Annotated in this window: 11 protein-coding genes; 7 read left to right on the top strand and 4 right to left on the bottom strand. The window is 65.3% G+C overall.

The window, feature by feature from the left end:
* Window positions 1-33 precede the first annotated feature (33 nt).
* Both ABIC21_RS08870 and ABIC21_RS08865 read right to left on the bottom strand, forming a co-directional pair.
* Complete coding sequence (locus ABIC21_RS08870) at window positions 34-534, bottom strand: GtrA family protein (protein WP_354350034.1); 501 nt, start codon at window positions 532-534, stop codon at window positions 34-36.
* 4 nt (window positions 535-538) lie between these two features.
* A complete protein-coding gene (locus tag ABIC21_RS08865) occupies window positions 539-1,213 on the bottom strand; it encodes a DUF1684 domain-containing protein (RefSeq protein WP_354350033.1) in 675 nt (224 codons plus the stop codon).
* On the opposite strand from ABIC21_RS08865, the gene ABIC21_RS08860 reads away from it, so the two are divergent.
* The 3 genes from ABIC21_RS08860 (at window position 1,212) to ABIC21_RS08850 (ending at window position 3,117) form a co-directional block, all read left to right on the top strand.
* On the top strand, window positions 1,212-1,361 hold the full coding sequence (locus tag ABIC21_RS08860) for a hypothetical protein (RefSeq protein WP_354350032.1): 150 nt from the start codon (window positions 1,212-1,214) through the stop codon (window positions 1,359-1,361). The genes ABIC21_RS08865 and ABIC21_RS08860 overlap by 2 nt on opposite strands.
* 29 nt (window positions 1,362-1,390) lie before the next feature.
* Window positions 1,391-2,236 (top strand): hypothetical protein, encoded by an 846-nt coding sequence (locus ABIC21_RS08855; RefSeq protein ID WP_354350031.1) that lies wholly within the window; start codon window positions 1,391-1,393, stop codon window positions 2,234-2,236.
* A gap of 74 nt (window positions 2,237-2,310) precedes the next feature.
* Window positions 2,311-3,117: a transglutaminase-like domain-containing protein gene (locus tag ABIC21_RS08850; RefSeq protein ID WP_354350030.1), complete on the top strand. Its 807-nt coding sequence runs from the start codon at window positions 2,311-2,313 to the stop codon at window positions 3,115-3,117.
* Between the two features lie 103 nt (window positions 3,118-3,220).
* On the opposite strand, the gene ABIC21_RS08845 is transcribed toward ABIC21_RS08850, so the two are convergent.
* Window positions 3,221-3,682 carry a MarR family winged helix-turn-helix transcriptional regulator gene (locus ABIC21_RS08845; RefSeq protein ID WP_354350029.1) on the bottom strand — a complete coding sequence of 154 codons (462 nt, stop codon included), beginning with the start codon at window positions 3,680-3,682 and terminating at the stop codon, window positions 3,221-3,223.
* Window positions 3,682-4,812, bottom strand: coding sequence for an LLM class flavin-dependent oxidoreductase (locus ABIC21_RS08840; RefSeq protein ID WP_354350028.1), 1,131 nt, complete (start codon window positions 4,810-4,812; stop codon window positions 3,682-3,684). The genes ABIC21_RS08845 and ABIC21_RS08840 overlap by 1 nt, the downstream gene beginning before the upstream one ends.
* A gap of 243 nt (window positions 4,813-5,055) precedes the next feature.
* On the opposite strand from ABIC21_RS08840, the gene ABIC21_RS08835 reads away from it, so the two are divergent.
* The 4 genes from ABIC21_RS08835 to ABIC21_RS08820 all read left to right on the top strand — a co-directional run bounded on the left by ABIC21_RS08835 (window position 5,056) and on the right by ABIC21_RS08820 (window position 13,519).
* Entirely contained in the window at window positions 5,056-6,072 is a 1,017-nt protein-coding gene (locus ABIC21_RS08835) for a M20/M25/M40 family metallo-hydrolase (RefSeq protein ID WP_354350027.1), read from the top strand.
* Between the two features lie 320 nt (window positions 6,073-6,392).
* Window positions 6,393-7,664, top strand: coding sequence for a diaminobutyrate--2-oxoglutarate transaminase (gene ectB / locus ABIC21_RS08830; protein ID WP_354350026.1), 1,272 nt, complete (start codon window positions 6,393-6,395; stop codon window positions 7,662-7,664).
* 113 nt (window positions 7,665-7,777) lie between these two features.
* Window positions 7,778-9,199: an aspartate kinase gene (locus tag ABIC21_RS08825; RefSeq protein ID WP_354350025.1), complete on the top strand. Its 1,422-nt coding sequence runs from the start codon at window positions 7,778-7,780 to the stop codon at window positions 9,197-9,199.
* A gap of 81 nt (window positions 9,200-9,280) precedes the next feature.
* On the top strand, window positions 9,281-13,519 hold the full coding sequence (locus ABIC21_RS08820) for a Pls/PosA family non-ribosomal peptide synthetase (protein WP_354350024.1): 4,239 nt from the start codon (window positions 9,281-9,283) through the stop codon (window positions 13,517-13,519).
* Window positions 13,520-13,545 lie beyond the last annotated feature (26 nt).

Here is a 13,545-nt window from a genome sequence, read left to right as displayed (position 1 = left end):
AGAGAGACGTTATCTGACAGGGCAACCGCGGGGTCAGCGGTGCCGGGCGCGGCGGAAGATCCAGTGCCGCAGCAGGGTGAAGCGCACGGCTGTGGCCGCGAAGCCGGAGAGCGTGGTGGTCCACAGCTCGTCGGTGACCGTGGCCGCGGGGTTGATCCAGTGCAGGACGCCGAGGCTTCCGCCGGTGATCAGCAGCGCCACCAGGATCACGATCAGGCCGTTGAGATGGTCCCGCTTCATCCGGTGGCGTTCGGTGATTTTGAAGGTCAGCCGGCGGTTCAGGGCCGTGTTCATCAGTGACGTGAGGATGAGCGCCGTCGCATTGGCCGGCTGCGAGCCGAGGTGCGGACGGAGGAAGGCATACAGCGCCAGCGATGTGGCCGTGCAGACAACACCGACGGCGGTGAACCGCAGCAGCTGCCGGACCAGCGGGAAGCGGAGGACGCCGCGGTGTCGGCGGGATGACGACACGCCAGTGGCGGTGGCAGAGGCAGGAGCGGGGGCAGCGGCGAGCTGCTCGAGCTGGGCATCCATCCGCTCAGTACAGCTCGCCGACAGGGATCTCCACGGCCAGGCGGTTGGAGGGGCCGGCGAGGGGGCATGCCCACGCCTCGTTGTAGGCGCAGGACGGGTTGTAGGCGAAGTTGAAGTCGACGACGAACTCGGCCTCCGGGCCGGACCCCTGCACGCCGTGGAAGGCGCCCTTAATCGTGTCGAGCAGGTAGCGGCCCGCCCCGTAGCTGCCGCCGGGCTGCCCGGCTGTGGCATCACGGAACGGCACAAAGATGCCGCCGCCGTAGCCGTTGAGCTTCCACACGGCGAGCTGGCCCAGTTCCGGCAGGTCGAAGGTGCCCAGCCGGACAAACCGGACCAGGCCGTCGGTGCCGGTTTCGACGTTCATTTCCCGCCCGGCGCCCTCGTTCGTGAGCGGAATGTGGAAGCGGTAGATCGGATCGTAATCGGCCGTCTTCAGCCCGCCGAAGCTGGACTTGGCGGCCGCTGTGAGCGGCGACGCGGGGTGCGTGCCGAACATCCTGTCCCGCTCCTGGCGCCAGTAGGAATGCGCCTCGGCAGGATCCTCGGCCGCGATCTTCCGCACGTTGGCGTACAGCGCAAAGGTCCGGAGCCGCCAGTCCGCAATGTCGACGGCGGAGATGTCCGCCACGCTGTCCTGGGCCCCGAAATCCGTCGAGCCAAAATCCTGATCCGCCATGTCCCCAGCGTATCCCGCTTTCCCTGCGGCGAACCGCGCCTCCGGGCGCGGGGCACGGGCGTCCATCCACGCCGTCGACGGGAAGATTACGCTGGAGACGCCGGGACGCGGGGTCAGCTTCCACGAAACGCTGATCCGGGAGCTCTGAGCGGCACGATGTCCCGTTACGCTGGCACCATGACTGGGACGGATACCTTCCGGCGGACCTCGGCACGCTGCGTCCGCATCGCCGCTGCCGTGGCGCTCGCGGGCGCCGCTCTCTCCGGCTGCAGCAGCGAAGGCAAGGGCGCCCCCGCCTGGACGGCCGGCGGCACCCCGGGCACCAGCGCCTCCGGGACAGCGTCCCCGACCGATCCGTCCGCGGGCAGCACGACGCCGGGCGCGTCCCCGGGATCCACCGCCTCCGGCGCGGCGGAACCCGGCGCGGCGGAACCCGGCTCGACGGCGGCGGCCTGGAAGGTCTTCACCGATCCGGCGAAGACCGTCAGCTTCGAGCTCCCGCAGGAGTGGATCGCCCAGTCGGTGACCCCGGAGCAGGGAACCCTGCCCGGCGCCCTCAAAATCGAGGTCAAGGACGCCAAGGGCGGCTACCTCGCCACCCTGCAGACCGGCCTCCCGCCCCGGCCCGCCCCGGCGTGTGCGGACGACGCCGCGAAACCGTACGTCGTCGTCAGCAGTGTCCCGGTGGACCTGCCGCGCCGCGGCGGCGAGGGCACCATCGACCCGCGGGTGGTGTACCGGGTGATCCAGGGCTACAAGTACTTCGGCTCCTACGGCATCACCAACGTCGTCGGCGGCACGGAGGGAAAGTCCTGCCTGCTGCAGAACCTGGTCCGCGGTCCCGAGGGCAAGGGGGACTACTCCTTCGCCGACCTGACAGAGCTGAAGGCGTTCGCCACGGATGAGAAGGTCGCCCCGGCCCGGGCTTTTGACACCCTCGACCAGGCCGCCAAATACGTCAACGAAGGCTCGGAATTCGCCAACGTCCAGCGGATGCTAATGTCTCTGGAGATCAAAAACTAGTCCCGCACCGCCCGCACACAACCGGGCCGGAAGCGGTGACTGCACCCGCCGTAACCCTCACACCCCGGAGATACATGGAACGCTCTGTAGCCGCCCGCATGGCCTTCAAGACCGTGGCCGACACGAAGGTTGCACTGGCGGTGTCCGTGGCGCGCAATACCGGTTACAGCGGGTTCGTGGAGTCCCTGTCCGTGACCTCCGGCGGCGAGGATGTCCCGCTCACCGAGCTCTCGGACCACCACGGCGGGCGCTTCCACTACATGGAACTCGCCGATCCCACCGAGGTGCTCGTGGAGTACACGGCCACCGTCACCGGCTTCGCCCTGCCGGAGGAACCCCGGCTGATGGAACTCATCCGCTACGTCCGGCCGAGCCGATATGCCGAGTCCGACCGGCTTCTGCCGACGGCCTACGCGGAATTCGGCGGCGTGCAGGGTACCGAGCTGGTGCACGCGGTGCGCAACTGGGTGTTCAGCGAGCTGCGCTACATCAGCGGATCGTCCCGGGGGACCGACGGGGCCGTCGAGACCCTGCTGCACCGCCGCGGCGTCTGCCGGGACTTCGCCCACCTGGCAATCTCACTGCTGCGCGCCAAGAATGTTCCCGCCCGGCTGGCTGCGGTGTACGCCCCGGGACTGAGCCCCATGGACTTCCACGCTGTGGCGGAGGCCCACATCAACGGCGCCTGGTACGTCATCGACCCCACAGGGCTGGCACCGCGAGAGAGCATGCTACGGATCACCGCTGGCCGGGATTCCTCGGACACCGCATTCCTGTCGACGGTGGGCGGCAGCCTCTCGCTGACGCACCTTAACGTCACCGCCGTCGTCGACGGCGAACTGCCGGACGAGGATCCGGCGGCGCTGGTCACCCTCAGGTAGGGAAGCCACCGCAGCGCGAGCGGGTTCGGCTGCGGTGTATTAGAACTTTCCCGGCCCGAAATTCAGCGGCCGGGCTGAATAGCCGCCGGCCGGAAGCCGCGGGTCAGCGCGCCGCCACCGCCGCCCGCAGCTTCTCGGTCAGACGCAGCAGCTCCCGCTGCTCGGCTGCCGTCAGCGCCGGACCCACCAGGTTGGCGATGTCGCGGACGTGCTCCCGGCCGATCTGCTTCTGCAGCTCCCAGCCCGCTTCGGTGAGCCTGACCAGGACGCCGCGGCCGTCGTCGGGGGCCGGCATGCGCTCCACGAGGCCGCGCTTCTCGAGCCGCTCCACCAGCCGGCTCAGGCTGGACTGGCTCAGCAGCACGTGGTCGTTGAGCTCGTTCTGGCGGAGCCAGCCGGACGGGCATCGGGAGAGCGTGAACAGCACGTCGTACTCGTTGATGGCGAGGCCCTTGAAAGCGGGGCCGGCCTGCAGCCGGCGCATGACCGCCACCTGGGCGCGGAACAGGGATTCCCAGGTTTCCGCGGCCAGGCGCACCGGTGACTCGGATGTTTTCGTGGACATCACACGCTCTGGGTGCCGGCGCGGCTGTCGGCGTCGCTGGCAGACTGACCGGCGGCGGCCAGGGATGCGGCGACGCGGCCGGCGTGGGTGGGCGGTTCGGGGACGTGGGCCGGGGTCTTGTCGGCGTATTCCTTGCGGAGGACCGGCAGGACCTCTTCGCCGAACAGGTCCAGCTGCTCCAGCACGGTCTTCAGCGGGAGGCCGGCGTGGTCAATCAGGAACAGCTGCCGCTGGTAGTCGCCAAAGTACTCACGGAAGGTCAGCGTCTTTTCGATGACCTCCTGCGGGCTTCCGACGGTCAGCGGGGTCTGCGAGGTGAAGTCCTCGAGCGACGGGCCGTGGCCGTAGACCGGGGCGTTGTCGAAGTAGGGGCGGAACTCCTTGACGGCGTCCTGCGAGTTCTTCCGCATGAAGAACTGTCCGCCAAGGCCCACAATTGCCTGGTCGGCCTTGCCGTGGCCGTAGTGCTCGTAGCGCTCGCGGTAGAGGCCGATGAGCTGCTGGTAGTGCTCCTTGGGCCAGAAAATGTTGTTCGCGAAGAAGCCGTCGCCGTAGTAGGCGGCGACCTCCGCGATCTGCGGCGTGCGGATGGAACCGTGCCATACGAAGGGGGCGACGCCGTCGAGCGGTCGCGGCGTGGAGGTGAAGTTCTGCAGCGGCGTGCGGTGCTTGCCGGACCAGTTGACGGTGTCCTCGTCCCAGAGGCGGCGCAGCAGGCTGTAGTTCTCGATCGCAAGTTCGATTCCGTCCTGGATGTTCTTGCCGAACCAGGGGTAGACGGGGGCCGTGTTGCCGCGGCCCAGGACCAGGTCCACACGTCCGTCGGCCAGGTGCTGGAGCATGGCGAAGTCCTCGGCGATCTTCACCGGGTCATTGGTGGTGATCAGCGTGGTGGCCGTGGACAGGATGATGCGCTCCGTCTGGGCGGCGATGTAGGCCAGGGTGGTGGTGGGGGAGGAGGAGAAGAAGGGCCGGTTATGGTGCTCGCCAATGGCGTATACATCCATGCCGATTTCCTCGACCTTTTTGGCGATCGCCACGGACGCCTTGATGCGCTCGTGCTCCGTGGGTGTGCGGCCCGTGGTGGGGTCGGTAGTGATATCGCTGACGCTGAAGACGCCGATCTGCATGATGTGCCTTTCCGTGGCCGGAGACTTCCGGGAGCTGTATTTAACTATAACCGATATACATGCATTTGCATCTATCGACGAGTATAACGTCCGCCGCGGCAGAATATTCCCCCAGCGGTGCCCGCGCCGGGCGGCATGGGCGGGCGGCGGATACCTCACTGCCGGCTTGGAGCCACGCGACCCGGACAAGGCCTTTCCCCGGAGCGGCTTGGGCGTTATCTTCGTACCCTGGAGGATGCCCACATGATGAGAAGGCTCGGGAAGGCCGCTGCCGCCGCAATCCTGCTTGCGATCAGCCTCGTGATATCCGGCTGCACGGCTTCCCGGCTGGAGCCTGCGGCCGGGGTGGACGCGCGCGCGGTGCTGGCGGAGTTCAAGGGCCGGGGCATGGTGGAACACCTGGAGGCGCTGCAGCGCGTCGCGGATGACAATGATGGCAACCGCGCCTCGGGGACGTCCGGGTATGAGGAATCCGCGCGCTACGTCGAGGAGCAGTTGCGCGCTGCCGGGTATTCCCCGGTCCGGCAGAGCTTCACCTTCCGGGGCGAGGGCAGGGGCCGCAAGCAGGTGGAGAGCTTTAACATCCTCGCCGACACGGCCGGCAGTGCCGAGAACACCGTGGTGGTGGGCGGCCACCTGGACTCCGTGCGCGAGGGGCCAGGGATCAACGACAACGCCAGCGGGGTTGCGGCCATGCTTGAGACCGCCGCCTGGCTGAAGGAAAGCGGGATCACGCCGGTGAACCGCGTCCGGTTTGCGTTCTGGGGCGGCGAGGAGGACGGCCTCTTCGGGTCCCAGCACTACGTCGATGAGCTGAGCGGGTCCGAGAAATCGCAGACCGCAGCAAACCTGAACGTGGACATGCTGGCCTCCCCGAACGGTGTGCGCTCCATTCACGACGGCGACGGGTCGGATTTCGAGGAGGCCGGGCCGTCGGGGTCGAAGCAGATCGAGGACGTCTTTTTCCGCTTCTTCGAGGAGAACTCGCTGCCGGCCGAGACAACGCCCTTTGACGGCGGGTCCGACTACGATGCGTTCCTGCGGGCCGGAATTCCCGGCGGCGGGCTGTTCAGCGGCGACGTGAAACGCAAGACCAAGGCCCAGGTGCAGTCCTACGGCGGTGTGGCCGGCAAGGACCTCGATTCCTGCTACCACGAGGCCTGCGACACCATCAGTAACACCAACGCGGACCTGCTCAAGGAAATGTCCGCCGCCCTGGCCTATGCCACCGCCACCTACGCCTTGGCCCCGCGGGGCTGAGTTCCGGGCAACCGCCGGGCTGGGCAACCCCGCCCGCCGCGCAGAAATAGGACGCGGCAACGGGGCTATGGGGCGGGTTCCGGACTACTTGATGCTGACATCAGCCCGTGTAAGTACAGCTAAGTAGGGCGGGCCGGATATTGATGAAGTATTCGAGTATGGCCTACGGATCCGTAATTTAGCGGCGTTCCATACCTTTGAATCATGACCGGTTACGCCTCCTGACGGCGGCATTGCGCCGCAATACTTTGTGCCCGTGACCGATTTCCGGATGTCTGAGCCCTATGAGGGCCGGGGAATAGAACGAAGGAAAGCTACTCATGGATATTTTTGAAGTCCTTGAATCAGAAGTCCGCACATACTGCCGCGCCTGGGACACGGTCTTTGATCGGGCGTCGGGCAGCACGCTCTACAGTGAGGACGGCAGGGACTACCTTGATTTCTTCTCCGGCGCCGGAGCCCTGAACTACGGACACAACAATCCTGAGCTGCTGCGGCCACTCGTTGAATATCTCCTTTCCGGCGCAATCGTTCATTCCCTCGACATGAAGACAGTAGCCAAACGGCGCTTTCTGGAAACCTTCCACGAACTGATCCTCAAGCCCAGGAAGTATGACTATAAAGTCATGTTTCCCGGGCCCACGGGAACAAACTCGGTGGAGGCGGCATTGAAGCTGGCTCGAAAGGTAACCGGTCGGCCCCATATCCTCAGTTTTACGAACGCATTCCACGGGATGACTCTTGGTTCCCTGGCTGTGACGGGTAATTCCATGAAGCGGGCGGGCGCCGGGGTTCCGCTGACGAACGCCTCCAGCATCCCCTATGACGGGTTCCTTGACGGCCAGACGGCGGACTTCCTGTGGCTCCGCCACGCCCTCGAAGACAGCGGCTCGGGCGTCGACAAGCCCGCCGCCGTCATCGTCGAAACAGTCCAGGGTGAAGGCGGGCTCAGAGCCGCCCGCGCCTCCTGGCTCCAAGGCCTGGCGGAACTGTGCCGCCAGCACGGCATCCTGCTCATCGTTGATGACGTACAGGCAGGATGCGGGCGAACGGGCACGTTCTTCAGCTTTGAGGATGCCGGCATCACCCCGGATATCGTCTGCCTGTCGAAGTCGATTTCAGGCTTCGGCCTGCCATTGTCCCTGACACTCTTCAAACCGGAGCACGACATCTGGAAGCCCGGCGAGCACAACGGCACCTTCCGGGGCCACAACCCCGCATTCGTGACGGGGACTGCTGCCCTGGAGCGTTACTGGGGGGATCGGACCCTGGAAGCGAAAGTCGCAGGCCTTGCTTCGCAGTTGCACCAGGGGCTGGCCCAGATCGCAGCGGGAACCGAAGGTGCCCGTGTTCGGGGTCGGGGCCTGCTCGCGGGCATCTACTACCCCGACCACCAAACGGCAGGCAGGATCGCGGCCGAATCGTTCGCCCGCGGCCTTCTGGTGGAAACCTCCGGGCCTGAAGGGGAGGTCATCAAGACCATGCCCGCGCTGACTATCGATGCCGAGGACCTCATGAGGGGGCTCGACATTCTGGCCGGAGCCGCCGAGTCAGTGACCGGCGGAAAGGTTGCGGTGAAGTCCATTGCCTAGGACATGTTGCAGACGGAAATAGACAGCTACAAGCGACCGATCAGATTTTAGGAACGGCAGATGAGCACCCAGAAAGCAGCGGCAAACCAGGCTGGACCGGAGGGTCTCGGCTCGTGCTAGACGAATGGGACAAGGCGATGCCGCAAGGGTCCGTCGTCGTACAGAAGTTCGGGGGATCGTCTCTTGCGGACCCCTCCGGCATCCTCCGGGCTGCCGAGAGGATCGCCAGAACGCGGCAGAACGGATACCAGGTCGTGGCAGTGGTATCTGCCATGGGGGACACTACTGATGAACTGTGCGACCTCGCGGCCGGAGTTTCCCGTCGACCGCGGCCCAGCGACCTCGATGCCCTCCTGAGCACCGGCGAACTCGTGTCATCGGCCCTGTTGGCCATCGCATTGGCGGATCTAGGCCTGGCGCCCGTCACGTTCACGGGCAGTATGGCAGGCCTCATCACCGACAGCGTTCACGGCAGGGCGCAAATTACCGACGTCCGGCCCGACCGCATCCGCACCTCCCTGGACCGCGGGGAAGTGCCTATCGTAGCGGGATTCCAGGGCCGCACGAAGAAAGGCAAGAAGGTCACCACCCTCGGCCGGGGTGGCTCGGACCTGACCGCCGTGGCGCTGGCCGCGGCACTGGGTGCCGGCATCTGCGAGATTTACACGGATGTGGAGGGTGTCTACACCGCGGACCCTCGCATCGTCCCGAAGGCCCGCAAGATCGGCGTTCTCTCAAGCGAGGCAATGCTCGAGTTCGCGGCCTCCGGGTGCAAAGTACTGCACCTGCGGTGTGTGGAATACGCCCGTCGCTTCGGCATTCCGATCCATGTCAGGTCGTCGTTCGTGCCGGCGCCGGGAACACTGATCCTGCCGGGTCTTGACCGCCATCCCTTCCGGAAGCCCGTGCGGGAGCAACCCGTCGTGACCGGCGTTAGCGGAGTCAACTCGGCCGCGAGAGTTGTCGTTGTCGGAGTTCCCGAGGAACCGGAAAGCATGGCGCGACTGTTCCAGGTTCTTTCGCGGTCAGGGGTGAATGTCCAGACAATCGTCCAAAGCGCGGCAGGTTCAGGTTCCAGGCGTTCCAACGTTGCCTTGATAGTTCCTGCACCCGAGGCGTCTCCGGCCCTCGCAGTGCTGGGCGCTGCCCAAAGGACCATAGGGTTCGAAGGCCTGGAGCACCGCGGTGAAGTCGGCCGCGTGTCAGTCACCGGCGTGGGCATGCGGTCCTCGCCGGACGTCGTCTGCACCTTCCTGTGGACCCTCTCGGAAGCCGGCATCGACGTCGATCTCGTCGAAATATCGGAGACCTATGTTGCGGCCATCACCGGCGCCGAGCGGCTTGCGGAGGCTGAGCGCGCCGTCCGGCTGGCGTTTGGCATGGCCCCGGACGCCCAGGTGCCGGCAAGGTCTGGCCCACCGTCCGCCCCCGACCGTACCTGGGACAGCGACATCCGCTGGGGCTTTGACCTCAGGGGTTTGGCGTCCAGCCCTGGTTCGCGGGGGCAATTGACGGAACGGCAGATCATCCGGTGAACGGCACGGTAGTCGCGTCTGGGTTTCGAGCGAACCACCAGCTTGTCCGCGGCACGTCACTTCACGTGAAAGAGGCAATCCATGAGTAAAAAGGTGAGGGTCCAAAATGGCGCCACCGCCCCCGCGGAGCTGCGCGGAAAGGTCTTTGCGGACGGCGGCGCGGTGGAGGGAACGGTCCTGACGTCGGCCACTCCGGACCAGGCTGCCCGCTGGCACCAAGGCGAGCGGCTGGACCAGCTGTTCGAGGACCGCTGTGACCGGTTGCGGGACGATGGACTGGGATCCCAGATTGCCGTGGATGCCGGCGACGTGGTCTTGAGCTATTCGGAGCTGGATAGCCGGGCGAATCAATTGGCCCGCCACCTCCTGGCCTGTGGGGCCCGCCCCGGGGACCGCATCGCGCTGCTGTTCGACCAGCCGTGGCGCGCCTACGTTGCCATGCTGGCTGTTCTTAAAATCCACGCGGCCTATGTGCCCCTGGACCCGGGGTTCCCCCCTGACCGCCTCAAGTACATCGTTGAGGACGCCGATGTGGCGCTGGTTCTGTCCCTGTCACATCTCAAGGACCTGCTGCCGGAAGTCGCCGCCCAGACCGTGTGCCTTGACCACGTGCAGGCGCACGTTGACGCGGAAGACTCCTCCCGGTTAGGAGGGGTGGAGATGGGCGGGTCGAGTGATGAACTCGCCTACATTATTTACACCTCGGGTTCGACCGGACGGCCCAAGGGCGTGGCCGTGGAGCAGGCCAGCATATGCAATTTTGTCCGGGTGGCGTCCGCGTATTATGGCATCGAGTCCTCGGACCGGGTCTACCAGGGCATGACGATCGCCTTTGACTTTTCTGTCGAGGAAATCTGGGTGTCGTGGATGGCAGGGGCAACTCTGGTGCCAAAACCGGGCGGACCCAGCCTGCTGGGGGCGGAGCTGGCCGAATACTTGCAGGAGAAGCACATCACAGCCCTGTGCTGCGTGCCCACTCTGCTGGCCACCCTTGACGATGATCTGCCCGCCCTGAGGTTCCTGCTGGTCTCCGGTGAGGCGTGCCCCCGGGATCTCGTCACCCGCTGGCACCGCCCGGGCCGCCGCTTCCTGAATGTCTACGGGCCCACCGAGGCGACCGTCACGGCGACGTGGGCTCTCCTCGACCCCGATCGGCCCGTGTCCCTCGGGGTACCCCTGCCCACGTACTCGGCTGTCATTCTGGACCCTCAGGAATCCCGGGCATTGCCGGCCGGTGAATCGGGGGAGATCGGACTCGCCGGCGTGGGGCTGGCCCGGGGGTACGTCAACCGTCCGGATCTGACCGAGCGGGCGTTCATTCCGGATTTCCTCGGGATCGGGAACAATCCCTCCGGCCGGATTTACCGTACCGGGGACCTGGGCCGGATCAATGTTGCAGGGGAGATTGAATACTTTGGGCGGATCGACACGCAGGTCAAGATTCGTGGGTACCGCATCGAGCTGACCGAAATCGAATCGTTTCTGCTGCAGCTTCCGGGGATCGCCCAGGCAGTGGTTCAGACCTTTGAACCGGAGGGCGGATCGGTGGAGCTCGCCGCCTACTACACCCTTCGCCAGGACGTCACGAGCATCGACGCCGGCGAGATCCGGCAGATGCTGCGCACGCGGCTTCCCGGCTATATGGTTCCCGGGTATTTTGAGCAGCTGGAGTCCATGCCCATGATGGCCAGCGGCAAGGTGGACCGGAAGCGTTTGCCACAGCCCACGCACAGGCTTAGCCTGGCGGGCAACGGTTCCTACACTGCTCCGGCCACGGAGTCCGAGACGGCTCTGGCTGAGCAGCTTGGTGCCGTGCTGGGCCTCGAGAAAGTGTCCACGGACGCGCATTTCTTCAACGACCTGGGCGCGGACTCCTTGCTGATGGCTCACTTCTGCGCGCGTGTCAGGAAAGAAACAGGGCTGCCGCCAGCGGCAATGCAGGACATCTACCAGCATCCAACGGTTCGGCAGCTGGCCGAATGTCTGCAGGCCAGGCGCATCGAGGCGGACCTTGTCCCGGCTGCCCAGTCGGTTGACGATGCGCCGCCGGCGACGTTGCCCCGCGCCAGCTCCTTCCAGTACGTTCTCTGTGGTGCCATCCAGTTGCTCGTTTTTCTGGGCTACACAATGTACGCCGGCTGGCTGCTGGTTTTCGGCTTCGAATGGGTGTCCGGTGGAACCACACCCCTCGACATGTGGTTGCGGTCCGTGGGCTTCGGGATAGCCACCTTCCTGATCCTGTCACTGACCCCAATACTCGTGAAATGGGTCCTCGTGGGGAGATGGAAGCCGGGGCTGATTCCCATCTGGAGCATGGCGTACGTCCGGTTCTGGGCTGTCAAGACCCTGACGCGGGCCAATCCCCTCGTCCTGTTTGCGGGATCACCGATCTATGTGCTGTACCTGCGGCTCCTGGGGGCAAAGATCGGCAAGGGCGTGGTGATCTTCTCCCGCACGGTGCCGGTGTGCACCGACCTGCTCACCATCGGCGACAACACCGTCATCCATAAGAACTCCTTCTTCCTCTGCTACCGGGCACGCCCGGGCGTCCTCGAGAAGGGTCCGGTGACTTTTGGCAGGAACGTCCTGGTGTCGGAGAAGACCACGTTCGACATCGGCACCTCGATGGGGGATGACACCCAGTTGGGCCACGCCTCGGCACTTCAGACGTCGCAGGCGGTACCCGATGGTCAAAGTTGGCATGGCTCCCCAGCCGAGCGCACCAGTACCCAATTCCGGCGGGTTCCGGAAGCGAACTGCAGCACACGCCGAAGAGTGATCTTCAGCCTGCTCCAGTTGTTCAACCGCCTTGTGCTCGTCGTCCCGGTCGCTGTCCTCGGGCTTGCCGCCCTGCTGCCCTCCTACCTGGACACCGGACACCTGCAATTAGGCGCGTTGGCGTTCTTTGTCGACGCACTGGTCGTGACACTGATCATGTTCATCGTCGGACTGATAACTGGCCTCATTTTTGTCCTCGGCGTTCCGCGTCTGCTGAACCTCTTCCTCACTCCGGACAAGGTCTATCCGCTGTACGGAGTCCACTATTCTCTACAGAGGATGATGGCCGGGATCTCCAACGCCGGGATCTATAAGAACCTCTTCGGTGACAGCTCCTACATCGTGCACTACCTCAAGGCCCTGGGCTATGACCTGGGCAAAGTGGTGCAGACCGGATCAAACTTCGGCCCGGCAGTGGGCCAGGAGTCGCCGTTCCTGAGCACCGTAGGATCCGGAACCATGGCCTCGGACGGCCTGAACATGATGAACGCGGACTTCTCGAGCACATCTTTCCGCCTCTCACGTGTCAGCGTCGCGGGCCGCAACTTCCTGGGCAACGACATCACGTTCCCGATAGGCGCCCGGGTCGGGGAGAACTGCCTTCTGGGCACCAAAGTGATGGTTCCGATCGACGGTCCCACCCGGTCGGACGTAGGTCTGCTGGGCTCGCCCCCCTTCGAAATCCCCCGGTCTGTGCAGCGCGACGCACAGTTCGATGAAGAGAAGCTTGAAGAGGAAAAGAACCGGCTCCTCCCGGCGAAGAACCGGTACAACATCAGGAGCATGGCAATATTCCTGGCCGTGCGCTGGTTCCTGCTGTACACCGGTACGCTCACCGCCGCCGTCGCCGTTTCGGCGCACGGCTACATCGGCGTGCTGGCGGTCTCCGCAGCCATGCTCGGCTTCATGCTGTTCAGCACCTTCTTCGCCATACTGGTCGAGCGCTCGGTCATGGGGTTCCGCCGCCTCAAGCCCGAGTACTGTTCGATCTACGACCGCTACTTCTGGCGGCACGAGCTGCTGTGGAAGCTGTTGGGCGGGGCGCCCTTCGGTGGGACACCGTTCAAGTCCATGTTCATGAGAATGCTGGGCATCAAGGTTGGCAAGCGGCTCTACGACGCAGGCTGCGGCATACCGGAGAAGACACTGGTGACCATCGGTGATGACTGTGCGCTCAACGAAGGAACGGTCATCCAAGGCCATTCCCTCGAAGACGGAACCTTCAAATCCGGCTACATTGTTCTCGGCGACCGCTGCACGATCGGCGTCGAAGCCTTCGTCCACTACGGGGTCACGATGGGCGACGGCTCGACCCTCGAAGCTGACGCGTTCCTGATGAAGGGCGAAGATGTCCCGGAAAACGCTACGTACGTCGGCAACCCGGCACGGGAAGTGAGCCCGCCGCGGGACCAGCGCCCGGCCCCTCTGCCCAGCGGGCCCCGCCACCGGGCAGTGACGCGAACGGCCGGCGGAGCCCATGCACCCGCGGGGGCGCCCCACGGCACCCAGGCTCCACGCCGCCAAAAGGCGGTCCGGATCTGACGGGTTACCCCGCGGCCCAGCGACTT

The organism is Pseudarthrobacter sp. PvP090 (genome assembly GCF_040547365.1).
In the GTDB taxonomy this organism is placed as follows: Bacteria; Actinomycetota; Actinomycetes; order Actinomycetales; family Micrococcaceae; genus Arthrobacter.
Note: the sequence above shows the minus strand (reverse complement) of the source record. Positions and strands in the feature narration are given on the sequence as shown.

What these genes read in the sequence shown, in the direction of transcription:
- ABIC21_RS08860 (WP_354350032.1), top strand. Translation starts at nt 1,212, where the DNA reads ATGTCCCCAGCGTATCCCGCTTTCCCTGCGGCGAACCGCGCCTCCGGG.
- ABIC21_RS08820 (WP_354350024.1), top strand. Translation starts at nt 9,281, where the DNA reads ATGAGTAAAAAGGTGAGGGTCCAAAATGGCGCCACCGCCCCCGCGGAG.
- ABIC21_RS08845 (WP_354350029.1), bottom strand. Translation starts at nt 3,682, where the DNA reads ATGTCCACGAAAACATCCGAGTCACCGGTGCGCCTGGCCGCGGAAACC.
- ABIC21_RS08870 (WP_354350034.1), bottom strand. Translation starts at nt 534, where the DNA reads ATGGATGCCCAGCTCGAGCAGCTCGCCGCTGCCCCCGCTCCTGCCTCT.
- ectB (WP_354350026.1), top strand. Translation starts at nt 6,393, where the DNA reads ATGGATATTTTTGAAGTCCTTGAATCAGAAGTCCGCACATACTGCCGC.
- ABIC21_RS08840 (WP_354350028.1), bottom strand. Translation starts at nt 4,812, where the DNA reads ATGCAGATCGGCGTCTTCAGCGTCAGCGATATCACTACCGACCCCACC.
- ABIC21_RS08850 (WP_354350030.1), top strand. Translation starts at nt 2,311, where the DNA reads ATGGAACGCTCTGTAGCCGCCCGCATGGCCTTCAAGACCGTGGCCGAC.
- ABIC21_RS08855 (WP_354350031.1), top strand. Translation starts at nt 1,391, where the DNA reads ATGACTGGGACGGATACCTTCCGGCGGACCTCGGCACGCTGCGTCCGC.
- ABIC21_RS08865 (WP_354350033.1), bottom strand. Translation starts at nt 1,213, where the DNA reads ATGGCGGATCAGGATTTTGGCTCGACGGATTTCGGGGCCCAGGACAGC.
- ABIC21_RS08835 (WP_354350027.1), top strand. Translation starts at nt 5,056, where the DNA reads ATGATGAGAAGGCTCGGGAAGGCCGCTGCCGCCGCAATCCTGCTTGCG.